The organism is Simiduia sp., assembly GCF_058345725.1.
On record NZ_JBTUOC010000065.1, the window covers coordinates 1 to 25,059 of the forward strand.

The following is a 25,059-nucleotide window of genomic DNA, read 5'->3' on the forward strand; positions in this document are numbered from 1 at the left end:
GGGGGGGTTTTTTCGGGGGGGGGGCGGGGGGGCTTCACCCCCCCCCCCCCCTGCATCGGTTCCCCCCCCACTCCCCCCCACAAACACCACATGAGGCCCCTGGTTGGGGGCGGCCCGGTAGCCCGGGTGCAAATCCAAAAGCGCCACCTGATCATCGGTGAGTGGCAACCGTACTTCCACCACTTGGCTATCAAAGATACGGGCCACACGCGTACCCGGGCTCACGTACTGGCCGAGATTCACGTAGGTTTCGCGAACGCGGCCGTCAAAGGGCGCCGCTATGGCAGTTTTTGCCAAATCCAGTTGGGCCTGGGTCAGGTCGGCCTCGGCCGACGCCAAGGCGGCCTCCGCGGCCGCCAGTTGCGGCTCGCGCAGAAACAGGGCGTTGGCCTCTGGGTTACCCAGATCCCGCCATTCGCGTTGGGCTTGGCGCGCGCGGCCCTTTTCTGTGGCCAGCAGTTGCACCGCCTCGGCCACGCGGGCGCGCGCGCGCACCAGTGCCAGCTGGTAGTTGGCATCGTCGATATGCACCAGCGGCGCCGAGGCCGCAAAGAAATCGCCGGCTACGAAATTATCGGCCACCTGGGTCACCCGGCCCGCCACTTCGGCCACCAGGTCAATTTCGCGCAAGGGCGCCACCGTGCCCTCCGACGCCACCGTCAGTGCCATCGTCTCGGGCGCAATGGTAACCACCGGCACCTGGGGTGGCACAGGCGGCGCCTCGGGTTTGGGCTGTGGGCGCGGCTTCAGCAGCACCAGTGCGGCGGCCACGACTAGGCCCGCCAGCAGAATTACCACCCACAAATAACGGCGCTGCAATTGCATGAAAACTCCTCGGCAATGATTTTGGCTCGATTGTAATGAGGCCCGTCAGCAAGTTCACACCACTTTACGCAACTTGACGCCCGTTGGTCTAAACCTTAGCCAGCGTCACAGTTCAGGGCGAATTTCAAGGCTGTTTTTGGCGGGGCTTTTGCGCATAATGCGCCAGGCCGTGCGCCCCTGCGCACCCGAGAGAGCTAGTTAAAGAGGTTTGCATGAAGAGCATCGCCCTGCGCATCGCAGAAGAATTATCCGTCAAAGAAGCCCAGGTAGCCGCCGCGGTGGCGCTACTGGATGAAGGTGCCACCGTACCCTTTATCTCGCGCTACCGGAAAGAGGTCACGGGCGGGCTAGACGACACCCAGATGCGCAATCTGGAGGACCGGTTGCGCTATCTGCGCGAGCTGGAAGATCGGCGTGCTGCCATTCTCAAGAGCATTGAAGAACAAGAAAAGCTCACCGACGCGCTGGCGCCCCAAAACAACGCCGCCGACACCAAGACCGAACTGTAATATCTGTACCTACCATATAAACCCAAACGCCGCACCAAGGCCATGATCGCCCGCGAGGCAGGCCTGGAACCTCTGGCATTGGGCTTACTGGAAGACCCCACGATAGACCCAGAAGCGGAAGCGGCCAAATATTTCAACGCCGAGCACAAAATTGAAGACACCAAAGCGGCCCTGGATGGCGCCAAGCAAATTCTGATGGAAAAATTTTCAGAAGATGCTCAACTGCTGGGCAAGTTGCGCGATTACCTCAAACAAGAGGCGCACATCACCGCCAAGTTGATCGACGGCAAAGAACAAGAGGGCGCTAAATTCCGCGACTATTTCGAGCACTCGGAGTTGCTCAAAGACATTCCCTCGCACCGGGCTTTGGCGCTGTTTCGCGCCCGCAACGAAGGCATCATTACCTTGTCGATGACCGTCGGCGACGAAGAGGCCAATCGCCTGTCGCACCCCTGTGAGCCCATGGTGGCCGAACACTGGCAGGTAAAAGACCTGGGCCGCCCAGCCGATAAATGGCTGGCCGAATGTGTGCGCTGGACCTGGCGGGTCAAGCTGTTAACCCACCTGGAAACGGACCTCTTTAACGAAGTGCGCGAGCGCGCAGAAGAGGGCGCGATCGGCGTGTTTGCCAGCAACCTGAAAGACCTGCTACTGGCAGCTCCAGCGGGCCAAAAAGCCACCATTGGCCTGGACCCCGGTCTGCGCACGGGCGTTAAGGTAGCCGTGGTAGACGCCACCGGCAAAGTGCTGGATCACGGCGCTATGTTTCCCACGCCGCCGCAAAATCGCGTACGCGAGGCCGAGGCCATGTTGGTAGCATTTTGCAAAAAATACGATGTGGGGCTAATCGCCATCGGCAACGGTACCGCCTCGCGGGAAACCGATAAATTTGTGGGCGACGTGCTCAAAGCCCACAAGGATATTAAGGCGCAAAAAGTCATGGTGAACGAAGCCGGTGCCTCGGTGTATTCCGCCTCCGAATTTGCCGCCAAGGAATTTCCAGATTTAGACGTGACTATACGCGGCGCCATATCCATCGCCCGTCGCCTGCAGGACCCCCTTGCGGAATTGGTAAAAATTGACCCGAAATCCATCGGGGTAGGCCAGTACCAGCACGATGTGTCGCAGGTACAGTTGGCGCGTTCACTGGACGCAGTAGTCGAGGATTGTGTAAACGCCGTCGGCGTGGAAGTGAACACCGCCTCTAGTGCATTGCTTTCCCGGGTCTCCGGCTTGAACCAAACACTGGCCAATAATATCGTCGAGTTCCGCAACGCCAACGGCGCCTTTAAAAGCCGCGACCAGCTCAAAAAAGTGCCTCGTTTGGGCGAAAAAACCTTTGAACAAGCGGCGGGCTTTTTGCGCATACGCGATGGTGAGAACCCTTTGGATGCCTCGGGCGTCCACCCCGAGTCCTACGCGGTGGTGGAACGCATTGCCGGCAGCCAGAACCGCAATTTAAAGGGCATCATTGGCGACACGCAATTTTTGCGATCCATCGACGCCAAGGCCTACGTGGATGAGAAATTTGGTCTGCCCACCATCACCGATATTCTGAAAGAACTCGACAAGCCTGGGCGCGATCCGCGCCCCGAATTTAAAACCGCGCAATTTACCGATGGCGTAGAAGAGCTCAAAGATTTGGAACCGGGGATGATCCTCGAAGGCACCGTTACCAACGTCACCAATTTTGGCGCCTTTGTTGATGTGGGCGTGCACCAGGACGGCCTGGTACACATTTCGGCGCTGTCGAACACCTTTGTGAAGGACCCGCGCGAGGTGGTCAAAGCAGGCGACATCGTGAAGGTCAAAGTAATGGAGGTAGATATTCCGCGCAAGCGCATTGGTCTATCTATGCGCATGGATGACCAGCCCGGCGAAAAGGTCAGCAGCGGCAGTCAAAGTCGGCGCGCCAGTACCCACAATCGCGCAGCTGCGCCGGCCAAACCACAACAGGGCACCATGGCGGCACTCTTTGCGCAGGCCAATAAAAATAAAAACAATCGCCTTTAGGTGAGCGCCTTCTAAACCCATAAAAAAACCCACCGATCGGTGGGTTTTTTTATGGCTGTTATTGCCTCAAATGGGCCGGGAGCCGTAATTGCTGGTGGGCTTGCGCGGCGGATCGGCGGTAACATTGTTGTCCACATGATTGATCTTGCCGCCGCGCGACAAATACTCTTCGATCTGCGCATTTAACGCCGCGCGGGTGGCCTCACGGGATTTCACCGAGTAGTCCACCAGGTGGTCGTCCGGTATGGCTGGACTGCTGTCGTCATCACTGTCGCTGTCGCCATCAAAATCTGCCGAGGCCGAAACGTCGCTGCTGTCGTCGTCATCGCTGTCGTCTGCCGCCTCCAGTCCCGACTCAACCAGGTCTTCCGCCTCTTCTGCCTGAGGCTTGGCTTTTTTGGGTTTACGTGTTGCCATTTTTATCACCTAACAACAGTTGAACTAAGTCTGCAATCCGGGCGCCCGGCGCCTGAATAAGACAGCCAAGTCGCACAGAGGCTTTGCGTGATTTTTAATGACTTTGGGCCCGTTCTGCAAGAGCCCACCATCAAATTTTTTACCCCGTCAAACACCTGCCGCGGGATTGTTACCAGGGGTAACTTTTTGCGATACATCCGGTACAGATCGTGCGCCGGTACTAGCGCCGATGGCGATAAAGCTCCCTCGAACCATACATATAGTTCAAATCGACCGGTGTGGAAAATAATTGATTGTTTTTTTTAGGCCAATTCGTAAGCATGGACCCAATACTGAAAACGCTAGGTTATGTCCCATGACTGCTCTGCCCTCGCTCGCTGCCCCTAAACCAGTCGTTCTAGTCAGCCAGTGCCTGCAGGGGCAAGCCGTGCGCTACGACGGTGGTCATAAAGACCAGCCACTGTTACACCGGCACCTTTGGCCCGCAGCCCAGGCCTTAGGCGTTTGCCCAGAGCTGGCGGCCGGACTGGGCTTGCCACGGCCACCGATACGTCGGCAGCGGGGCCCCGAGGGCGAATATCTAGCGCTGGCTGAAACGGGGGCGCCCGCGGCGGCGCAACTGGTACCTCACTGCCGTACTGCAGCCGGCCGCCTAGCCGAAAACCACCCCAACGGCGCGCTGCTTAAAGCCCGCTCACCCAGCTGTGGCTATGGCACCAGCCCACTGTTCAACGAGCGGGGCCAGCAGGTGGCTATCGGCGATGGCGTGTGGGTGCAGGCTCTGCGCGCCCAGCTGCCGGGCCTGCTCATTGTAGATGAGACGCAGTTGCAATCGGTGTTGGCCTGTCGACAATTTTTAGGGCTGCTGCGATTGCATTGGCTAGTGTCACGGCAGGCGCTGCCGGCGGCCTGGCGGGCCTACTTGCAACAGGCTAACCCGCACCATGCAGGCGCTGATTTAGGTTTGGCGCAAGTGGCCAACGCTGTGGGGAGGGAAGGGGCAGCGCTGAAGTACTTGGAAGAGCTGCCCTGGCGCCATTAACTGGCGGCCGTTAAACGGCTTCTGCGCCGGTTTCACCGGTGCGGATGCGGATAATTTCTTCCAGTGGAGTAATAAAAATTTTGCCGTCGCCAATTTTGCCAGTGTGCGCCGCTTTAGTGATGGCCTCTACCGCCTGCTCAACCATGCCGTCGTCAACGGCCAGCTCCAGTTTCACTTTTGGCAAGAAATCCACCACGTATTCCGCTCCGCGGTACAACTCTGTGTGGCCCTTCTGGCGTCCGAAGCCTTTCACTTCGGTAACGGTCATGCCCTGCACGCCCACTTCAGACAAGGCGGTGCGTACGTCGTCCAATTTGAAAGGTTTTATGACTGCCGTAATCAACTTCATGAGAGGGTCCTTTAATAGCTCGCAACCAATGGAGTGGCGGAACATTACACGCTCAGCGCGACAAAATCACCCGCTAGCCGCGATTTTTTGCGGAGTTACCTGGCCGGCGAGAAAAATGCACAAAAACGGTGCCAAAAAAAATCCAGCCAAAGCGGGCGCCGTTGCCCGATTATAGCTGGATTTTCTTTGCACCTTGTGGGGGTTGGTCGCAGCCAGCGCTCAGCCCCCGGCACATTTACTTGGTGGTGAACTCAGGATAGGCTTCCATACCACACTCTGACAGATCTACACCGTTGTACTCTTCTTCGTCGGTGACGCGGATGCCGATCAACAACTTCAGTACCACCCAGGTGGCGCCACTGGCGACAAACACCCAACCAAAGATTGTCAGTGCACCAATCAGCTGACCGCTCAGCTTTGCATCGGCATTGGTGTAAGGTACAACCAACAGGCCAAACAGACCGACCACACCGTGCACCGAGATGGCACCCACGGGGTCATCGATTTTCAGCTTGTCTAAGGTGAGAATTGAGCCCACCACTAACAAACCACCGATGGCACCGATCACTGTCGCTTGCAGTGCAGAGGGTGTATCGGGACCCGCGGTAATGGCTACCAGCCCCGCCAGTGCACCGTTGAGGGCCATGGTCAAATCCGCTTTGCCAAACAGAATCTGTGCCAGCAATAGTGCGCCAATCAAGCCGCCGGCGGCAGCGGCGTTGGTGTTCATGAACACGATGGCCACGCTGTTGGCGCTGTCCACTGACGCGGTGGCCAGCACCGAGCCACCATTGAAGCCAAACCAGCCCATCCACAGGATGAAGGTACCCAAGGTTGCCAATGGCAGGTTGGCGCCGGGAATAGCAATAGCTTTGCCGTCGGCTGTGTATTTGCCTTTACGCGCACCGAGAATCAACACACCCGCCAACGCAGCAGCTGCACCGGCCATATGCACAATGCCCGAGCCCGCGAAATCCAGGAAGCCCAACTCGCCCAGGTTGTACAAACCAAAGACGTCGTTGCCACCCCAGGTCCAGCTGCCTTCCATTGGGTAGATAAAACCCGTCATTACCACAGCAAACGCTAAAAACGCCCACAGTTTCATGCGCTCGGCCACGGCGCCAGACACGATTGACATGGCCGTTGCGACAAACACTACCTGAAAGTAAAAGTCGGCAGAGGGCGCGTAGGTGGCATTTTCTTCGCCGCCTTCCACAACACCTGAGCCCAAGATATCACCTAGGAAGAACCACTCGGAGGCCCAGCCTTTGTACATAATGCCGTAACCGCAAATCATGTACATGGTGCAAGAAATGGCAAACAGGGCCACGTTTTTAGTAAGAATTTCGGTGGTGTTTTTGGAGCGAACGAGGCCCGCTTCCAACATGGCAAAACCCGCTGCCATCCACATAACCAGCGCACCGCACACCAAAAAGTAGAAGGTGTCCAAGGCGTACTGGAGCTGAAAAATATCGTTTTCCATGAGAGTCTCCACAGAGCTAATAATTAAAATATTTATTACAGTGCGTCTTCGCCGGTTTCCCCGGTACGAATACGAATCACCTGCTCAAGAGGCGACACAAAAATTTTGCCATCACCAATTTTTCCGCTGTTAGCAGCTTTGGTGATCGCTTCCACAATGGTATCTACCTGGGCGTCGCCGACGGCCACTTCCACTTTGGTTTTCGGCAAAAAGTCCACCACATACTCTGCGCCGCGGTAGAGTTCTGTGTGGCCTTTTTGTCGGCCAAAGCCTTTGACTTCGGTGACGGTAATACCCTGCACGCCGTTTTCAGACAGCGCCTCGCGCACAGCGTCCAACTTGAACGGCTTGATTACTGCGGTAATCAGTTTCATCGCTTTCACTCCTTAGGGGAAAGCGCCCGTCGGACGACGGGCGCGAATGTCATTACAGATCGAAAGACTTGCTAATGGAGAAGTTAAAGGCCTGACCGCCTGTGGCTTCACCCTGTGAATTCAGCTGATCGGATAACTCCTCGCTGTTAAAAATTACAGCGGCGCCAAAATCGATTTCGCTGATGGTGGTGCCGTAGCCAAACTCCAGGTACTCACCTTCAAAGTCTTTGCTGTAAGAGCCCACTTTGCCGTAGAAACCGTTGTGCGACAGGGTCACTTCCAGGAAGCCGTACTTGTTGTCTGAACCGCCGTCAACGCCGTGAACACCGTCTGAGTAACCGATGCTCAAGAATTTGTAATCCAGGCCCAGGTTCACTTCGCGATAGTAGGTATCGAATTCACCGGTGTACTCGTAATCGGTCACGCCCACGGTGAGCGACAGATCTTCAGTGGCAGTAAACGTGTAACCACCGTATAGATCCACTTCTAAGCCATCGCCCACATCGGCACCCCAAACGCCTGCGTAGAAACCGTTGGCTTCCACGTCAAAACCACCGTTCGCAGAAGATGCTTTTTGTAAAATACCGCGGTAGTAGTACTCGGTGTTAAAGCCCAGGTTTGCGCTGACATCGGCAGCCATAGTGGGTACTGCAACGCTTGAAGCGGCCAGCACGGCCGAGGCAATAAGAGATTTGACAACCAGTTTCATGTTTTCCTCCTCAGGAATTTTTTTAAGCCCGAACTTTGTTGTGTATTTGAGCGGACTACCCCGTAATCAGGTAGAAGGCCTTATACAAAACCCTTGCCAACTTTAAATTAGGCTTTTAATAACAAAGACTTACCTAATTTTATGGCACTCCCGTTTTGGCCAGCTAAGAAGCGACACCCACCTTTTGCTTTATATTGGTGCGCACCGAGCAGCCTGCGCACCAAGGATAGGCACAGCCCACAGGCGCGTGCATTTATCGCCGTAAAAAGATTGAAAAAGCCCCAAAAAGGGGCCCAAATAGACGCCTGAGCAGGTAAACTCATGGGGCAGGAAAGGAGCTATGGCTATGTTGCCCCACGAATTACTGAACGAATTTAAACAAGCGCTAAACACCGGGGCGCCCGCCGGTGCGAACGAGGCTCGCGCACTGCTCAACAGCCTAATGACGCGCTTTAACCTGGTGAGCCGAGAGGAATTTGACGCCCAGACGGCCGTGCTCGCGCGCACCCGGGCAAAGCTGGAAAAAATGGAGGCCGAGTTGGCGGCCCTGAGCCAGCAGCTGAACGGCAAATCCCGCTAACGCCTAAGTGACCACAACTGGATTCAAGGAAGAAACGCTGACAAAGGAGTGTCTATGTCCCTCGCAATCGTCCACTCGCGCGCCCGCGCCGGTATTGACGCCCCCCCAGTCACCGTCGAGGTACACCTGTCGAACGGCCTACCGGGCCTGGCCATCGTCGGGCTTCCGGAAACCGCCGTAAAAGAGAGCAAGGATCGCGTGCGCAGCGCGCTGATCAACAGCCACTTCGAATTCCCCAGTCGGCGCATTACCATCAATTTGGCACCGGCCGATCTGCCCAAGGACGGCGGCCGCTTCGACCTGCCCATTGCGCTGGGCATTCTGGCGGCCTCCGGGCAGCTGCCTTTGACGGCGCTTAAAAATCTGGAGTTTATCGGCGAGCTGGCGCTGTCGGGCGAGCTGCGCGGGGTGACCGCCTGTTTGCCCGCTGCCATGGCCAGCCACAGCGCCGGACGACAATTGGTGGTGGCCCGCGCCAATGGCGCCGAGGTGGCCTTGTTTGATCGGGGCCAGTCGCTGGTGGCCGACAATCTGCTGCAAGTGTGCGCACACCTGCAGGGCCAGGCATCGCTACCGGTGGCCGAATCACAGCCGCCCACGCCACTCTGCACCAACCAAGACCTGGCCGATGTGCGCGGTCAGCCCCAGGCGCGCCGCGCCCTGGAAATCGCCGCCGCAGGGCAGCACAACTTACTGCTCTACGGCCCCCCCGGCACCGGTAAAACACTGCTGGCCAGCCGCTTGAACACCTTATTGCCGCCACTGAGCGCGGCCGAGGCGCTGGATGTGGCGCTGGTGCATTCGGTGGCCGGCGCGCCGTTGCACTGGGGCCAGCGCCCCTTCCGACACCCCCACCACACAGCCTCGGCGCCGGCGCTGGTGGGTGGCGGCTCGCAGCCCAAACCGGGCGAAATATCCCTGGCCCACCGCGGCGTGCTGTTTTTGGACGAGCTGCCGGAATTCGCGCGACCGGTGTTGGAAGTACTGCGCGAGCCCATCGAGCACGGCGAAGTGCGCATTGCGCGCGCGCAGGCCCAGGCCAATTTTCCCTGCCACTTTCAATTGATCGCCGCCATGAACCCCTGCCCGTGCGGCTATTTCGGCGACAGCCGAGGCCGCTGTCGCTGTAAACGACAACATAAAGCAGGAATAAACAACGCTAAATGGGAATATACAAAGTTAGGATGGAACATGAATACAGACCACCCGTTAGATAAGTGTGCATGACAAAAGAGCGGGGGAAACCTCTAATGGAGGGATTTACGGCGAGGGTGTTCATGACACCATAGTTTGGCCACGTTTTGACACCATAGATTGGCCATTCGAAGGCTTACTTTCAACTGCCCCCCTGTTTACTCAAGATTCGCGGCAGGTGCAGTGTCAAAGCTCAGACTCCAGTGGGGATTCTGGATCGCAAGGCCAAAACCCTCACAACAGGTCAGACGTCGCCCAATAAACCACGCTAAGGATCTTCGCTCTTCGTTCAATGCTCCGGCTTGGCTATACACCACTTATAAGCATCTTAAGTGTGTTCCATAACGTCGGCATATATTGACCGTTGCCGACATTATGGAACATAATTGACGTATGAAAAGTGCCGGCCAACAAATCCTAGAACTGGCTCGTACCCAAGGGCTTATCCGTCCCCGCGATATTTCCTCACAGGGGCTGCCCCGCGTCACCCTCACCAGGCTAGTTCGGAATGAGCAACTTGTTCGAGTTGGTCGCGGTCTGTATGCACTCCCTAACAGGCAGTCCTCAGAACATAGCTCACTTGCAGAAGTTGCCAGCAAATATCCTGAAGGAATCATTTGCCTACTCTCCGCGCTGCGTGTACACGAACTTACCACGGCATCGCCATTTGAAGTTTGGCTTGCCATACCTCATAAAGGGCGAGCGCCGAAAATAGACTACCCGCCACTGCGAATTATTCGGTTCTCAGGGAAAGCACTAACCGAGGGCATTGAAGAGCACTCAGTCGACGGAGCAACGGTCAAAGTGTCTAATGTCGCGCGCACGGTAGCCGACTGCTTTAAATTTCGAAATAAGATCGGGCTGGATGTTGCACTGGAAGCCCTACGAGAGGCTTGGGACAGCAAGCGGGCCAGTATGGATGACCTGTGGCGGTACGCAACGATGTTCCGAGTTGCGAATATTATGCGGCCATACATGGAGAGTCTTTCATGACCAAGCGAAATGTGGCCGCTTCAGTGCGAGAAAACTGGCTGAATGGCTGAAAAGTGCTAGGGAAGCGCGCGGCTGGAGTATGCGTGATCTGGGTGACCTAATCGAAGAGCCCCACTCCTTCGTTCAAAAGACAGAAAGCATGGAGCGCCGCTTAGATCTATTCGAGTATGTTCAATATTGCTCTGTTTTAGGGGTGAACCCTGAAGAGGGAATCTCGCTTATCAAGCGGAAGTGATTCTGCCATTCTGAATAGTGAGAAACGAAAACTAAATCACGGCTTTTATTTTGTTCCATTCCTCGGTATTTATTCGGATTTACCTAGATTTCGTAACAGAGGAGCTAAGAGGAATACATAATCTTCAGGGGACTGATGATTTGCAGTGAGCCTACCTTTTCGGAATTGGAAAGCCCTGGGCGGCGGCGCGGCCGATGGGGCTATTTGCCAAATGGACTTTGGCGTCAAACTTCCCTTCCTTTCGAGCTTTTTCCATTGCCTGCCGCTCTAACTCAGGCATATCTGCAATATGCCTAGGTAATGGTTGGTGTTTCAAATTATCTTCAGGTTGCGCCTTTTTCACAATAGTCGTACCTGTTTACTGGCCGTTTATAGTAAGTTTGATGATATCTTAGCTCGATTTACCCCAAGCTAATAAGGGCTGACTCTCAGGTAAAGAGGAGCCAGGCAACCTGCCAGGCTCCTCAATAGGTTGACCGGAACCGCCTCTGGGACCATGCACCAAGCCGGGCGGGCGGCCATCTTTCTGAGGCGTTTGCTATGGCAAACGCCTTTGAATCACCTTTGTTTTGCGAAACTCACCCAATCTAGAGAGAAGTGTTCGATACAGTTTGTACCTTAGCACATTTCATAATAGCTGGTGGAACCTGCATCATATCCAAGCGGTTTAGCTTGGTCCAAGAAGGAATAGCTATACCTTTCTCAATCTGATCTTCGATAAGGGGCCAACAGACTTCAACGTCCTCGACGGAGCTTTGGAGCTTGCCCTGAATGCAAATAAGAAACGATTTAAGCGTGTTGTAGTGATCCCTGAGAGCCGTTGTTTGTTGTTTGAATAATTGGCGGTAGTAGAGAGTTAAAACGGGTAACTGTCAGATCAAGTCTGAGCTACTACATCTAACTTAATCCCAAAATTTCAGGCCATCTGCGTGCACCAGCAAGGCCTTCGAAAGATGGTCGCCCGCTTGGCTTGGTGCTTGGTCCCACAAGCGGATCCGACCAACCTCTTTAGACTGAATGCATGAGGTTTTGGCAACCTTTTATCCTAAACCTAATTGTTTGAAAGCAAAAAAACTCTACTAAGAACAGCGCTCACTTTATGTGGGATCTAACCCTAAGAATAATTTAGGACGCAAAATTAACCTGGCAATCTAACTTCGCGGAAAGACTCTCCAAGCTGGAGAGCTGCGCTACGTCGATCTCCCATATCAACCAAAATATCGAGTATTCTCAAAAATTTCTGAGCCAACTCTAAATTAAGTGGCGTATCACGATGCGCAAAAAACTGAACCAATTCAGCTATCCGAGCAGGAATAAATGTTCCGTGCCATCCCTTTAGGTTATCGCTCCCTCCATGGATTATTGAGATAATTTGATCTGCAAATACCTCAGCCGGATAACATTCCTTGGATCTCTCGCAAAGAGTCAAATATGGATCCATTACGGACGCAGCCCAACCCCCAGCCCTAATAAATTTATCGACCAAAGGAATAATAAACCGAATATCCGACCAGTCCCCATTTACAAACCTGGCCGCTAGCTCTGCACGTTCGATGGAGACAAACATCAATGTCTCTACCAACCTCGGTTGATCAAACCCTGAAAATTTCCCACTTCTATAGCTATCACGTTTGAAGACAGGAGCTTCCAGAAATCTATCAAGGCAAAGATCCAGTATCTGCTTGGCATCCTCTGGCATCACAGTCGCATCATATACATACCCACAAATATAAGTATTTGCGAATGGAGACAATAAAGCCCAGCAATTTTCATCTTCCAACCGCATTACTGGATCAAACAGAATGGGCTGAAACTCTTCAAAAGGAATAAGACCTGCTACGTGCCCCAGCCGCGAACCCAAAGCATGGGTCCATTCCATAATACGAGTGGACGATTGATTTCTTCGTCCTCGCTTTACCCATGGAGGAGAGTTTTTTTCATTGGTCCAAACGAGTACAGATGCTAAAAAATCAATAAGTAAACCTTTTGCTTCACTATTTAACACCTCTTCAAATGGAATTTTACTGATAATTTCCGAAGCTTTCTTTGAATTCCAGAAAACATTAGGCTCACCCCAGCTGACTGAAGTGTCTTCAATATCATTCCATTCGTAGTCTTCATGAAAATGAAATCTGTTCGCTTTTTCTTTACTGACTCGAACCCATGCGGGAGGAGGTAATGGCAGAGCCGGCCATTCTTCACTCTGGGTATAAAACTCTATTGCCTTATGAATTGTAAGAACTAAATCGTCTGCACTATCATCCGACGGTTCATCGTACTTCTGTCGACGAGGGACATGACACAACGAAAAAGCCAGCCAAAGTATGACCCAAACCAACTTCGGATCATCAGACCACAGTTTGACAGCCTCTTCAATTGCAGACAGGGACACTATCTCGAGTGGATATGCAACAAGACAAATCAAATCGATTATTGCGCTTTCAGTTGCAGTACCATATCGAATTTCAGAACCAATAGCTTTCGCAACGAAAATTAAATGGTGCCATGGAATAAGACTTTGCTCAGACCACATTGGTCCACGTTTTTCTTTTAGACCAATTGCCCTGGATAATATGCGACGCCCCCAATCAAGATCACTGTCGCTAACACCATCTCGAAAAGTTAGAGCTATGGCAGATGCCGATGCAACTGCTCCACGACGAGTACCTATTTCTAGTCGCTGATCTTCATCTTCAATCAAATCATCTGAATTCTCAAATAACGCTTCGGAATCAATTTCCTTAGCAAACTTTATTGCTCCTTCTACGGTAAACCCTTCTCGCAAAACTCTATCTTTCAAACATTCTGATGCCCAGTTCCAAAGATTCGATTGTCGTAGGTATGTCGATGCTTCTTTTGCCTTAACAACATTTTCCGGAGTTGACGCAGATGGGCTCACATGAACAATAGCAATATCATCAGATTTTTCTTCCACTCGATATGCTTGATAATTTTTCTCGTCTACCAGTTCGGCATACTTATTCGCTTGTGCAGTCAAATGTTCAGTCGCGGCTGTAATTTTACGATGTTCTTCATATTGATAGGGAAGGTTATGCTTAAAATTTAAGATGGCCTCGCTTATTCGCTGGCTGATTGATTCCCTAGAAAAAACAAACCTGGGCACCATCCAGCTCAACTCTTTTTTTCGTGCCAGGCGATCGTTAGCAGCCCGAATTGCATCCACGTGAGGCATATCGGCTTTATTCATAAATCCCATCAGATTTGCTGAAGACGAGAGATCTTGTCTCATGCGATTGAAATCTGCAGCCAAAAGCCGTTGAGAAGAAACTAGAGATAGTGTTACTTCAGAAACAACCTCAGTATGAATTGTAATCATTGATGCAATACCCAATGCTGCGATGCATTCGTTTCCTTCAAGGATTTCCTTAATCAACTCGTCAACATTCCTGCCTCGTTCTAATTCAGAAAAACACCACTCTTCTAACGCCATGAATCCACAGCCAATTGCATCCGGCGCCCACATCGATCGAAACCATAAATACTCTCTATCCGTCCCCCAAAATAATTGCTCTCCCCAGGGAAACATAATTTTTAAAGGCAAAGGTTTGCCTTTTGGGTCATGAGAAAATTTGTGCATTTGTCGCCATGCGGTCATAGCATGATTGCAAAGATCTTTTAAAAGGATAAGTGCATACTTAGGCTGAGATTTAAAAAGAGATAAAAAGGGCTCTCTAAGTGGAGAGGGAGGATTAAAGTTTCGATGGTCATCATTCAAGCATGCACCATCTGTTTCGAAACTCATGGAGTCATAACCTATCTCAAACCCAAAATCCAGCATCAAATTTTCATCATCTGTTCGATCAATCTCATTTTTTGCCAATATAGCGTCTCGAGCATCCTGCTCCTTCTGTCGTTCTCGTTTCTTACGTTCAAACTTATCTTGAGGCAGTTCTTCTTTTAAATATCTCAACGTAAGCTCTACTAGAAGTTCTGGTATAACATCAGCAATAATCGGGCTAAAGCTAATAATTGAACGAAATTCTTTCTCGTCGATGCGATTAGACTTTATTAATCGCTGTAAATAACTTGTGACGAATTTCGGCTCGGATTTTGACGACCTCAGTAGCATCTGTTCCAGTGATTTTCTAAACTCGGCTTGATTTGGAACTTCCTGCCAAAATGTAGTATTTTCGTCTGGCTGCTTCGATTCGGTTGCAATATCAATTCGATCCAACCATGAAGCACAGAGATTCAAAATCGCTCGTGATGTTGGATTAGACAATTCAGAAAGCCCGTTTTGCCAAACTTCGAAAATAGCAACAACATCTGGATAGAGCTTCTGGGGGATCGATGAAATACGCCGAACAACAAAATTGATTAGCCGCCACCAGGCAGAAAAATCTGAAGGCCAGCCAAGGTAATCAGCAATACGTTGACGCTGCTCAACAGGGAGTTCTCCTGCAATAATTTCAGTGTTTGGCGAGGTTTTTTCAGCCTGAAACCATACCAAAACCTTCTTTAAAAATCGAAAATCATCAGTAAATGTCGCTTTCTCAAATTGCTCTTCATGCTGTTCGAATTTGGCATTTCCAACTGGGCCCGCAAGCCATGCTCGTTGCCATTGCGACCTTAGCTCCGGATCTTCGGTCTGACTGAGGTAGTCTATCCAGCCATCCCCATTAAAAAACTCCCATTGAGAAACCAGTTCTACAACCCTGGCAACGGCTGGAGGCTCGCCGCACGCCTTTATTTCGCGGATCCATTCTGCTTCTTGATCTGCCAAGACATAAAAGTAAGCCCATTCGAAAAAGATATCGTGTGTGAACCTGACTGATATTCCTCTACGTACTTGCTGAAGAATCCCGTCGGCAATTAGTCCATCAATTTGATCTACCGAGCCAAGCTGACTTATTCGAATTGGCTTACTCAGTTCTCTTGAGCGAATTCTCGCAAGGTCAAGCAAAGCTCGCTGACGCAATAATACATTTTTGCCATCAGTGTCGTATCCACCACGAAGCCACCAATGCTCAATTAAATCTACCTCGGACCCGGGAACGAATTTAGTAGTGCTTGTATCACCTCTATAACTTTGATCAAGAATCTTCGCAAAAAAGGGACGACGAACAATTTCTTGTACCTGTGGCACGCCGAAAAGAAGACTCTTCAAATGAGGTTTTGCTTTCGCCAGAATTTCAGCCTCATCATCGTTCAAGTGATTTACGGGAAGTGTTTCGATCGTTTCCTGGCTCAAAAAGCTTTCAAGCCAATTTCGAAGCATTTCAATCCCGGTATCACGAAGAGAAACAACAATTTTCCAGTTGCCCAACAATTCCGATTGTGTGATAACCCGAAACAAGTCCAGAACAATCGGCTGCTGTGACTTTTCAATACGATCGATGGCATCTATAAACAGAATTGGTGTACCTGACGCTCCAACCTCTACGAGTAATGTTTCCAAAGAAACACCAGAAAGTCCCTGCGAAGCTGCATAGCTAATCCAACTGGTACCTTCGAGTTGTTCCGCTTTTAAGAAGAGTGTCGGACCAATCTCTAATGATCGTTGAACTTCACTACGAACTAAAACAGATTTACCGCTGCCTGGCAGGCCTGTTATTTGGACAAGCCTTGCCTGCTTCAGTTTTGAACTCAATTTATCAACAAGTGAGCCTCTATCAAGCTTTGTTCCACCTACATCATCAGGTATTAGTGCAGCATATCCTTTCGCCAGCGCTGAAATTTTATTCAGATCGCCGCGCAAGGAGTTTGCACCATTAAGACGTGTATTTTGGGAAATTAATCGCACAAGCCGGGCACGATTAAACTGACCTGACCTTCCCGCAGATGATCTCGCGAGTTGTACAAGTTGAGACCACACCAGTGGAGCTTTCGAGGCCTCGTCCGGCGACAAACAACCCCGAATTCGATTGATTGCTTCTGCCAGATCTGTCTCACCTTCTCGAAGGAAGCCAAACTCAATAATTACAAAGTGTGAAAGAAATTGATAAACCTCATCGTTTGTACAGGTGCTTCCCTTTGCAAGCTCAAGCAACGATACAATATCATTCTTAACTGCAACAATATCTTCACTGGCGTTGCCCCCTTCGGCAAACCGAGAATCAAAGTGGTCGCAAGTCACACTTTCACGAGCCAGGTCACAGAGTGTGGCTAGGGCTCGCTTTTTGGCGGCACTTATTGTGCCAACAGCGGCGCCATAACGATCGACGTCAATACGAAAATCGGTATTTTTAAGAGTAAGCCAGCTATCACGAATGATTTCGCGAAAATCCTCATTGGATTTAGCACTGCTTATTGTGAGAGACCGTTTTACCTGTAAACTCAGTCGTGCGGGATTATCGTTCGAGTCTTCGAAATCGACTATTACGTCGTCAAGTGGTTGGCCAAAGTCTCGCTGTTGAACGGAGACCCGAACAACAGCTCGATCGTTAATACCCGGAGCATAAGCTTCCGCCAGAAGTGTAGAAAGATAATACGCAGCAACATCGCCTTCATAGGTAAAGCCTTCACCTCCGGCCAACTCTGATGATTGCTTCATCGTCTCTCCATCTATTTACCTGATTACCGCCTAACCTATGCCAAGCTTCAATCGGTCGCGCTGTGACAAAGCTAGCGAAGCGTTAGAAACCTAGAGCTATTCTCCAACCTCATAATTCAGTCTAGCCAAACGAAAACCCAAAGCCTGCTCACTCACGCCTAAGCGTTTAGCGAGCGAGCCTGTTTCAAACTCATCAAAGAAATCAACACGAAGTTCATCCAACAAAGCTTGAACTATCGCTTTGGGCATCAATAGTGAAGAAGCAAATAAATTCGCCTCTCTCTCCTTTTCAATGGTACCCAAGCTAGATTTATGATCTCTGTGGTGAACTGTATATTTCTTATCTATAAACAAGCCCTCTTCAGACTCCACATGAAGAACATAGTGGCCCAACTCATGAGCAATCGTGAATCGCTGCCTATTCGGATGGTGATTTTCGTTAATTACTGCAACTGATCTGCTGGGATCTACGGATAGAAACCCGGAAACATCATCATCTAAATCGTCGAATTCGATCTCAACTCCCAAGGTTCTCGCAACCAACTCCACATCGACAGGTGCCGAGGTGATGCCAGACCGCTCTAACAGTTTACGCGCTTTAGCTTCGACCCTTTTCGAACTCATCATAAAATAGCCTCCACCAGTCTTTCGTTGTTATCAAACATTTCGAATACGCTTCAATGCTGCCATCGTTTTACCACCTATTTCGACACCACTATCACTCTGATTTGCCTCAACTTTATGACGAAGCAAGTCGTCAAATTCAGGCATTACATCAAGAATATTGACTTCTAACTCATGGCAAATTCGATACAACACAGGAATCGTGACCATCTGCTTGCCAGCTTCGATGTTGGTGATTGAGGTTCTCTTCAAATCCACCGCAGATGCTAACTCTAGTTGCTTCTTGCCTGACTTAGTACGCAATTCCTTGATGCGCATTCCAATTATTTTCTTGAGCTGTTCTTCATCTATCACTGGCTATTGCTCTTAAGCGATTTTAATCATAACTCAAGGATAGCAGGTTTTACTGACCGATGTCAGTAAAAATGACATTTCACCAACTAAAAGGTTATTTATATTGACTTACGTCATCCTTGTTGACATTTCAAAAAGACTGCCTCATCATATTGTCTAGCAATTGCACAACAGTTGGTGGCCCTAACTAGGAGAGCACGGTTGAGATTCCAGATACTTGCATTGTCGGGCGGAGGCGTTCGAGGTTTATATACAATTTCCATATTGGCACAGTTAGAGCAAGCTTTAGCTGAGACACATAACGATAACTCTTACAACATTGCTCAGCATTTTGATCTAATCGCTGGAACATCGATTGGAGGCATCTTAGCGTTGGGGCTTGCTTCAGGAATAAATGCCAGGCAGCTATGCAACGTCTTAGACGAGAACCGTAAACAAATTTTCCCAAGAAAACGCGGCAAAATGTTTTGGCAGGCTTTTGGCTCGCTCTACAGTAGCGACCCTTTAAGATCCGTACTTGAGCAATGCTTTGAAAATAAGTGCATTAAAGACCTCAACACTCGCGTCACTATCCCTGCTGTAAATGGAACCTCCGGTTCACCAAAAGTTTACAAAACACCTCACCATCAAAACTTTCGAATAGATAAAAACCTAACTTTAGTAGATGTTGCATTGTCGACCAGCGCCGCGCCGACTTTCTTCTCGCCCCACTTGATGAATGATTCCTTCAATGTTGACGGCGGACTTGTCGCCAATGGGCCGGCACTCATTGCGTACCATGAAGCAACACATTTTATAAATGTTCCAAAAGAATGTATTCACTTAATGGGTGTGGGAACAATGGGATCGAAGAGAGTGCTGAATAGCGAGCGCGGTTGGCTACGTGGGTGGGGCTATCTCACTGGCTGGGGGGTTGGCCGAAAACTTATTGAAATGACGTTAAGTGCAAATGAAGAAATGCAAAACAAAATGGTAGAGCACCTTCTCGGCGATCAATGCACCTTTATTGATGAAGAACTCACTCCGGATCAAAGCAAAAGCATCACCTTGGATAATGCAAGTGACAATGCAGCTCAAATGCTTCGAGGAAGGGGGAAAGAGAGAGGACAAAAAGCGATTGGGCAAAGCAATATTATGGAATTTTTTAACCACAACGCTCAGCAACAAGTTTTTACCCAGGAGTGATCAAAGAAATGAAATACGATGCGCATAAATTGCTAGCACAGCAATTTCTTTCCCGACTTGAGCCTGATGCAGAAGATGTTGCTGAGCTTAGAGCGGCCAAAACGCTAATTCGAATTGCAATTCGCGACGCATTCACGGAAACCCATCGAAGCGTCACACCAGACCAGAATGGACGTTTTTTCATTGATGAAACCAAATTATCTCCAAGCCTTGTAGAATCGATAAGAAAGCTAGACTCCAGACAAAAAGAAGCGCTTCGTCAAACAAAACCTAAATTCGCACCGCAAGGCTCTTTCGTATATAAAACAGCTAACAGTCCATGTCACATACCTCCCCAACAAATCGATTTTGATGACGGCGTCTATCTTCCAACCGATTTATTTGAAGATAAACCCATAGTGAGCAAAGATTTATTTTTTAAGATTGTTGATAACTCCCTGATTAAACTTTGCGATTCAAAGCCTGGATGGAAGTTTGACGATTCCAAACCGACCTGCGCACGAATCATTCTAGACAAGAAAAAACATATCGATGTACCACTATACGCCATACCGAGAAAAAAATTCGAAGAGATGGCTCAAGCCATAAATAAATCGCACTTCAGAGATACAAGCATCGAAAGAACGCTGCTTGACAGTAAGAATGTATTCATGGCGATGAGAAACAAAGAACATTGGATAAAGTCCGACCCGAAACAAATCAACCAATGGTTTGTCGGTAATGTAAAGGACTATGGTGAAATAGTTCGCCGCACTAGCCGCTACATGAAAGCTTGGCGTGATTACGAATTCAAAAAAGGTGGTCCATCCTCCATCACTCTCATGGCTTGCGTAGTGAAAACCTTCGAAGACCACGCTTCAAAAGGCGCCATTTTCAAGAATGACAGTGAAGCCCTTTTATGCTGCGCTAATAATTTATACACCCAGCTATCCAGTGGAGTAGATAGCCCGATTGACGAAACCGAGCCCGCGCTTTTCCCAAGAAATATTTCCGATGATGAACGGAATATAATTTTGGGAAAGGCACGTGAATTTGGCTTGCTCGTAAAGTCTGCACTACTGCATGCAAGTAGTAGCCAGGAAGCAAATCAAAAACTACTTGCCGCTTTTGGTTCCAGAATGCCATTTATGCCTTCACTAATCACTACAACGGCTGCGGCAATCGTTAGGCAGAGTAAACCTCGCCCCCAACCCCAACCAGAAGTTAAAAATATGTCGGGTGGCTAATGGCTTTAGGGGCACAACAATTATCGGAATGCATGGTAAGCCTTGGCTACATACCAAAACGTACGCCACCGAGTTTTGACCAAGTATTTGTTGGCGAGGTGCAATCAGAGTTTGGCCCAGTCAAAGTACGGCTCGAAGAAATTTATGAAGAGCTGATACCCTATCCTAAAGCCTATATCGTCGAGCTTCCTCCTGAGCTAGAGAACAGGTTTCTACCCCACCTTAATAGTGACAAATCACTTTGCTATTTAGATGAGGAGACAACCAGCTTATGGGTCATTGATCCAGAAACAACGTTAGCAACGTTTGTGGAAGCGATTAAGACTCGCATTCAGGAATGGGGAAAAGACACCATCACATCTCGCGATTTTCAGCAAGAGTTGACGTCATATTGGAATGGAGAATACCAAGTATTTGACGTTAGTAGCGATAGAGAAAATGGTATTTACACATTTTATAAGCGTCAGTCAATTCATGGAGAGGACCAAACTGAAGTAGTGCTTTCAAACACTTTAGAAGAGGCGGAACAGTGGATAAAAAAGCGTAAAGGATCAAAAACACAATGCACGGGAACCTTTATCCCAGTTGAATTTAGGCAACCTCCCACTGTACCGCACCATATTGAATGGCCACCGAAAAATTTTAGCGATTTTATAAACTGGTTATCAAGCATCGATCCTCACGCAAAAAACTCTCTAATACATAAGGTGATTAAATATGTTGATAAAAAAGGAATCATATTTATTAGCCTTAGGTATCAAGAGGAAGACATCGGCTTTTCTGTTGATATAACAAAACAATCAATCCCGATTATCCAGCGATTTAAACCAAAAAAGAATGGCGTAAAGAAATCACAAAAGCGGCAATCTAACATTCATCAAGCCGCGTCAAGCATGGCCAAGCTAACACGATCATTTACAAGAGCAAACGTAAAAGACGTATCAAATAGTTTTATTATAAAGCGCAATAGAAATTCCGACGATGACAATGGACTTGAAGGCAAGCGAGTGGCGCTAATTGGCTGTGGAACTATTGGGAGTTATGCTGCGCATTCTTTAGTTCAAATCGGAGCTGGGTCTGGCTCTACAGGCGAATTACATTTGTACGATGACGACACCCTTGGGCCAGGTAACCTTGGCCGACACCTTCTTGGTGTTGAATATCTAGAAGAACAAAAGTCTTTTGCCCTAAAACATTTTCTCGATAATCAAGGCATCGCTAACACAATCGTTGGACATGGTAAATTTCGTAGTAAAGACATTGAAAAACGCTGGGACATAATTATAGATGTGACAGGTCACACTGAGTTCTCCCTTAATTTGTCTCGCTGGGTAAACACAGCTCAATGGAAAGCAAAAAGGCCTTCCTTAATACATGGCTGGATTGATGCTTATGGCATGGCTTCACGAGCCTTACTCAATACAACTGACACAGCTTGCTTTGGATGTCTCACAGTCGAAAGTGGTGAGTCAAGGAAACCACGGTTTGCATTATTCAAGTCAGGTAATGAACCAGATCACGCAGAACAATTTCGCCGAGGTTGTGGAAAAACTTACATGCCGTTTAGTGCACAACCTAGTCTCAGTGCAGCCGGGATGATTCAGCAGTTATGCTTACAAACTGGGCCGACGTTTATGCAAACGCGATTTTCAGATCAAGTACTATTTGTAAAGAACCAAAGGCTAACGCCTTTGAGCTGCTGCTCAATATGTTCGAAGTAGCCACCCAACTGCCGACCGGAGGAATCCTCTTGATTGAGGCGGACGTGATGTCCATAGTCAAGTCTTTCAGACAAAATACGCCCACCGCTACTGAATCAGCGGGTGTTTTAATTGGTGAATATCGGGAGCACCAGCATATCCGTATTGTTGATGCTACTAAGCCCAGTAAATACGATAAAAGCACACGAGTGAGCTTTTGCCGCCAAAGCTCCCATCATCAACGATCAGTGCTTTCTGCGTGGCACTCATCGGGGAAGACACAAACATGGGTGGGGGAATGGCATACCCACCCTGAGGCATACCCCAAGCCCTCATCCCTGGATATTGCTGAATGGAAGAAGACGCTTCCAAGTCGCCCAATGATACTACTTATACAGGGGACAAAGGCATATTGGCTCGGTTTATCGATTAACGCCAAGATAACGACAATTACTGCCCCAACAGGCCAATATTGGACATCAAACAAACAACATTAAAGATAGACGCCAAACTGTGGAGAGAAACCCAGATTGAGACCATTTTAGTTCCCCCATATTTAGGTTTTTGAGTATGATCTCACCCTGTTATTGGCGTTGTAACCTAAATTGAAACCCTGCTACCAAGGAATCTCGAATGACAAACGATGACTTTTTCAAGAAAAAGCTCGATTTACTAAAAAAGGACAAACAAGGGGTATTCGGAGATATCGCAGACCCCCTGAGCAGCCAGGTGGGCAAACAAAAGAATAATGTGTTTGAGGTGCCGTCTGATGGCAACTGGTTCAAGGTGTCGTTCTCGGCAGTTCAAATAAAGGTAGACCGCCTTGTAATCACGGCAGAACGCATCCGAGAGGGATTCCTTGGTGAGCAATATGTAGTCGAATTCCGTGGTACACGGGCCGCTTATTTGCGGGGCTTTTACGAACACTCTCATAGAGCAGGGCGCTGGCCCTACATACACTGGGACATTCGCTCCTATGCAAATCATCCGCAAGATCCAACTAAACGGGTGTACGTTTCTGGTTTCTATGCGCACCAGGAACTAAAAAAAATGATTCAGCGAATGGAGCAGCGTTTTGGAGTTAAAAATATCGTCAACACTTACATTAACGACAACCTTCTCCGCCTTCAGCTTGGGACTCGTACAGGAAAGTCGCCGGAACAAATAGAAAAAGAGTGGTCAAAAGGTATGATGGAATCTCTCGGTTATCGGCATGTTGAAGCGCTTGATACAGGTATAAAAAAAGGTGCCTGGCAAGCAGCGAAAGTACATTGGTTTAAAAATAAGGAGGATGCCTTGTTATGAGTGATAGGAAACCAGACCTTTACTCCATTGAAAACCCTCTTATCGACAGCGTTCCACAGGCACACGTTAATCGGTTCAAGACAGACATTGATAGCGGCATCTTACCGTCACAAGCCTTAGCAACGTTCATCAATGAACAGCGCCTCTCCAGCCTAGACTCATCAATTATTCTTGATCTTCTCCGTCGTGCTTACCCCGGTATCGACATTAGTGCTATTTCTGGGCGCATTCATGATTCTGGCTACCCCTTTGGCGATCAATCAGACCTCAGTGACGCAGATTTTAACTCAATAATCAAAGAAGCCTACGAAAACCCAGCAGAGTGGTAACCAAGTACACCACGACTGCTCGGCGGAATGATACGTTTTCTAGGTACTTGTAAATAAATACCGAGAAAACGTAACATTCACCCTGATTTTCGCGCCAACATCTATGGGGAATGCCTAGAGCAAATATCGTGAGCGCCACTTGAGGCCGGCCCTCCCAGATTGCACTTTGCTCAACCCAATTGACCAAGTGGGCTACCGAAACCTATAATAAGCAGTGACCGGGTATGAATCCCCCCTGTCTATAAACAGCAATGGGATCTGCGAAGCGCCATAGGTGGCCAGCGATAAGAGCAAATAGCCTACAGAGCCTGAGAGCAGCAGGTCATCCATACTATAGTAGCCTTCGGGACACCACTATCAGCCTATAACGTCAAGATTCGTCTTTACCCAGTCTAAAATAAAGCTGTATTTGAGTCCCACGAGGCACTTCTTTTTGTTGTCTAGCGCCAACAGAACTCCATATGGAACAGAGATACCATCTTTATAGACCAGATGCATCATCCCTCCACTCATGCCTTTGAGCTCTCTTCTATCTATGGGTACACCGTCATCATCACACAGATTTTTCTCATCATAGTGGTATGCAAAATGAATATCAGGTAAGTAACGATCGTCTGGAAAATAGTGGTAATTTGGATGATGAAGAACAACATGATGGAAGTTTTTTACAACTGGCTTTCCACGACTTTTCATCTTATTTCGATTAGCAGGAAACCCTTCCAAAATGCAAATTGATTGTTCATCAATCTGGAAAAACATTTCTTTGCAAACGACATGTGCCTCTTCAAACACCTTATCGATTTCGTCATTTATCAATTCTGTGACAGAGATATCTGCTTCGAAATTAGTATGTACTTTCTTATTTTCGAGAGATAATACATCGTTGTTTAGTTTTAGAAATACAGGCTTTCCTTCTGCATACTGGGCGGCGTGTGCAGGCGTCACAATAAAAAATCGATTCTCAACACATGCGACGGTTGCAGATGCGAATGTTGCAGGTAGTTGATTTCTATCTTGATCCACGGAAATTAATGGGAGCGTGATAAACTTTTTAATTCCTCTTAGATCTGAGATGTTCGCCATGAGATTTCCTTATTGT

21 protein-coding genes and 2 pseudogenes are annotated in these 25,059 nt (G+C 49.2%); 12 read left to right on the plus strand and 11 right to left on the minus strand.

The features are described 5' to 3' along the window. A partial coding sequence (locus tag ACW8F6_RS13770; RefSeq protein WP_491576454.1) for an efflux RND transporter periplasmic adaptor subunit occupies positions 1 to 825 on the minus strand: 825 nt, incomplete at its 3' end. Positions 826 to 1,037: 212 nt separating this feature from the next. On the opposite strand from ACW8F6_RS13770, the pseudogene ACW8F6_RS13775 reads away from it, so the two are divergent. Further along, positions 1,038 to 3,347: pseudogene (locus ACW8F6_RS13775) on the plus strand (Tex family protein). A 66-nt stretch (positions 3,348 to 3,413) separates the two neighbouring features. Here ACW8F6_RS13775 and ACW8F6_RS13780 read toward each other — a convergent pair. Next, the gene (locus ACW8F6_RS13780) at positions 3,414 to 3,764 is read right to left on the minus strand and encodes a hypothetical protein (protein ID WP_491576455.1); all 351 of its coding nucleotides are present in this window, start codon (positions 3,762 to 3,764) and stop codon (positions 3,414 to 3,416) included. 355 nt (positions 3,765 to 4,119) lie between these two features. Here ACW8F6_RS13780 and ACW8F6_RS13785 point away from each other — a divergent pair, with 355 nt between their 5' ends. Continuing rightward, positions 4,120 to 4,806, plus strand: coding sequence for a 2-thiouracil desulfurase family protein (locus ACW8F6_RS13785; protein ID WP_491576456.1), 687 nt, complete (start codon positions 4,120 to 4,122; stop codon positions 4,804 to 4,806). 10 nt (positions 4,807 to 4,816) lie between these two features. Here ACW8F6_RS13785 and ACW8F6_RS13790 read toward each other — a convergent pair whose 3' ends face one another. The 4 genes from ACW8F6_RS13790 to ACW8F6_RS13805 form a co-directional block, all read right to left on the minus strand. Next, on the minus strand, positions 4,817 to 5,155 hold the full coding sequence (locus tag ACW8F6_RS13790; protein ID WP_253358268.1) for a P-II family nitrogen regulator: 339 nt from the start codon (positions 5,153 to 5,155) through the stop codon (positions 4,817 to 4,819). 235 nt (positions 5,156 to 5,390) lie between these two features. Next, positions 5,391 to 6,638 (minus strand): ammonium transporter, encoded by a 1,248-nt coding sequence (locus ACW8F6_RS13795; protein WP_491576457.1) that lies wholly within the window; start codon positions 6,636 to 6,638, stop codon positions 5,391 to 5,393. Positions 6,639 to 6,673: 35 nt separating this feature from the next. Beyond that, a complete protein-coding gene (locus ACW8F6_RS13800) occupies positions 6,674 to 7,012 on the minus strand; it encodes a P-II family nitrogen regulator (protein ID WP_491576458.1) in 339 nt (112 codons plus the stop codon). Between the two features lie 52 nt (positions 7,013 to 7,064). Beyond that, positions 7,065 to 7,721, minus strand: coding sequence for a TorF family putative porin (locus ACW8F6_RS13805; RefSeq protein WP_491576459.1), 657 nt, complete (start codon positions 7,719 to 7,721; stop codon positions 7,065 to 7,067). Between the two features lie 340 nt (positions 7,722 to 8,061). Here ACW8F6_RS13805 and ACW8F6_RS13810 point away from each other — a divergent pair, with 340 nt between their 5' ends. From ACW8F6_RS13810 to ACW8F6_RS13825, 4 genes and pseudogenes are all read left to right on the plus strand, one after another. After that, positions 8,062 to 8,301: an accessory factor UbiK family protein gene (locus tag ACW8F6_RS13810; protein WP_491576460.1), complete on the plus strand. Its 240-nt coding sequence runs from the start codon at positions 8,062 to 8,064 to the stop codon at positions 8,299 to 8,301. A gap of 54 nt (positions 8,302 to 8,355) precedes the next feature. Continuing rightward, positions 8,356 to 9,438 (plus strand): annotated as a pseudogene (locus tag ACW8F6_RS13815) (YifB family Mg chelatase-like AAA ATPase); the annotation flags it as partial. 450 nt (positions 9,439 to 9,888) lie between these two features. Continuing rightward, entirely contained in the window at positions 9,889 to 10,488 is a 600-nt protein-coding gene (locus ACW8F6_RS13820) for a type IV toxin-antitoxin system AbiEi family antitoxin domain-containing protein (protein WP_491576461.1), read from the plus strand. Continuing rightward, positions 10,415 to 10,723, plus strand: coding sequence for a helix-turn-helix domain-containing protein (locus ACW8F6_RS13825; RefSeq protein WP_491576462.1), 309 nt, complete (start codon positions 10,415 to 10,417; stop codon positions 10,721 to 10,723). Before ACW8F6_RS13820 ends, ACW8F6_RS13825 begins: the two co-directional genes overlap by 74 nt. 151 nt (positions 10,724 to 10,874) lie before the next feature. Here ACW8F6_RS13825 and ACW8F6_RS13830 read toward each other — a convergent pair whose 3' ends face one another. From ACW8F6_RS13830 to ACW8F6_RS13845, 4 genes are all read right to left on the minus strand, one after another. After that, the gene (locus tag ACW8F6_RS13830) at positions 10,875 to 11,066 is read right to left on the minus strand and encodes a hypothetical protein (protein ID WP_491576463.1); all 192 of its coding nucleotides are present in this window, start codon (positions 11,064 to 11,066) and stop codon (positions 10,875 to 10,877) included. A gap of 795 nt (positions 11,067 to 11,861) precedes the next feature. Further along, positions 11,862 to 17,237 (minus strand): hypothetical protein, encoded by a 5,376-nt coding sequence (locus ACW8F6_RS13835; RefSeq protein WP_491576464.1) that lies wholly within the window; start codon positions 17,235 to 17,237, stop codon positions 11,862 to 11,864. Between the two features lie 96 nt (positions 17,238 to 17,333). Continuing rightward, a complete protein-coding gene (locus tag ACW8F6_RS13840) occupies positions 17,334 to 17,864 on the minus strand; it encodes an ImmA/IrrE family metallo-endopeptidase (protein ID WP_491576465.1) in 531 nt (176 codons plus the stop codon). A 30-nt stretch (positions 17,865 to 17,894) separates the two neighbouring features. Beyond that, positions 17,895 to 18,215: a helix-turn-helix domain-containing protein gene (locus ACW8F6_RS13845; protein WP_491576466.1), complete on the minus strand. Its 321-nt coding sequence runs from the start codon at positions 18,213 to 18,215 to the stop codon at positions 17,895 to 17,897. A gap of 201 nt (positions 18,216 to 18,416) precedes the next feature. On the opposite strand from ACW8F6_RS13845, the gene ACW8F6_RS13850 reads away from it, so the two are divergent. From ACW8F6_RS13850 to ACW8F6_RS13875, 6 genes are all read left to right on the plus strand, one after another. Continuing rightward, a complete protein-coding gene (locus ACW8F6_RS13850) occupies positions 18,417 to 19,400 on the plus strand; it encodes a CBASS cGAMP-activated phospholipase (RefSeq protein WP_491576467.1) in 984 nt (327 codons plus the stop codon). Positions 19,401 to 19,408: 8 nt separating this feature from the next. Continuing rightward, a complete protein-coding gene (locus ACW8F6_RS13855) occupies positions 19,409 to 20,626 on the plus strand; it encodes a CBASS cGAMP synthase (protein WP_491576468.1) in 1,218 nt (405 codons plus the stop codon). Next, on the plus strand, positions 20,626 to 22,347 hold the full coding sequence (locus tag ACW8F6_RS13860) for a ThiF family adenylyltransferase (RefSeq protein ID WP_491576469.1): 1,722 nt from the start codon (positions 20,626 to 20,628) through the stop codon (positions 22,345 to 22,347). Before ACW8F6_RS13855 ends, ACW8F6_RS13860 begins: the two co-directional genes overlap by 1 nt. A 47-nt stretch (positions 22,348 to 22,394) precedes the next feature. Beyond that, entirely contained in the window at positions 22,395 to 22,823 is a 429-nt protein-coding gene (locus ACW8F6_RS13865) for a Mov34/MPN/PAD-1 family protein (protein ID WP_491576538.1), read from the plus strand. A 136-nt stretch (positions 22,824 to 22,959) separates the two neighbouring features. Beyond that, on the plus strand, positions 22,960 to 23,631 hold the full coding sequence (locus ACW8F6_RS13870) for a hypothetical protein (protein ID WP_491576470.1): 672 nt from the start codon (positions 22,960 to 22,962) through the stop codon (positions 23,629 to 23,631). Further along, on the plus strand, positions 23,628 to 23,960 hold the full coding sequence (locus ACW8F6_RS13875; RefSeq protein ID WP_491576471.1) for a hypothetical protein: 333 nt from the start codon (positions 23,628 to 23,630) through the stop codon (positions 23,958 to 23,960). The genes ACW8F6_RS13870 and ACW8F6_RS13875 overlap by 4 nt, the downstream gene beginning before the upstream one ends. A gap of 357 nt (positions 23,961 to 24,317) precedes the next feature. Here ACW8F6_RS13875 and ACW8F6_RS13880 read toward each other — a convergent pair whose 3' ends face one another. Beyond that, positions 24,318 to 25,043: a hypothetical protein gene (locus ACW8F6_RS13880; protein ID WP_491576472.1), complete on the minus strand. Its 726-nt coding sequence runs from the start codon at positions 25,041 to 25,043 to the stop codon at positions 24,318 to 24,320. Positions 25,044 to 25,059 lie beyond the last annotated feature (16 nt).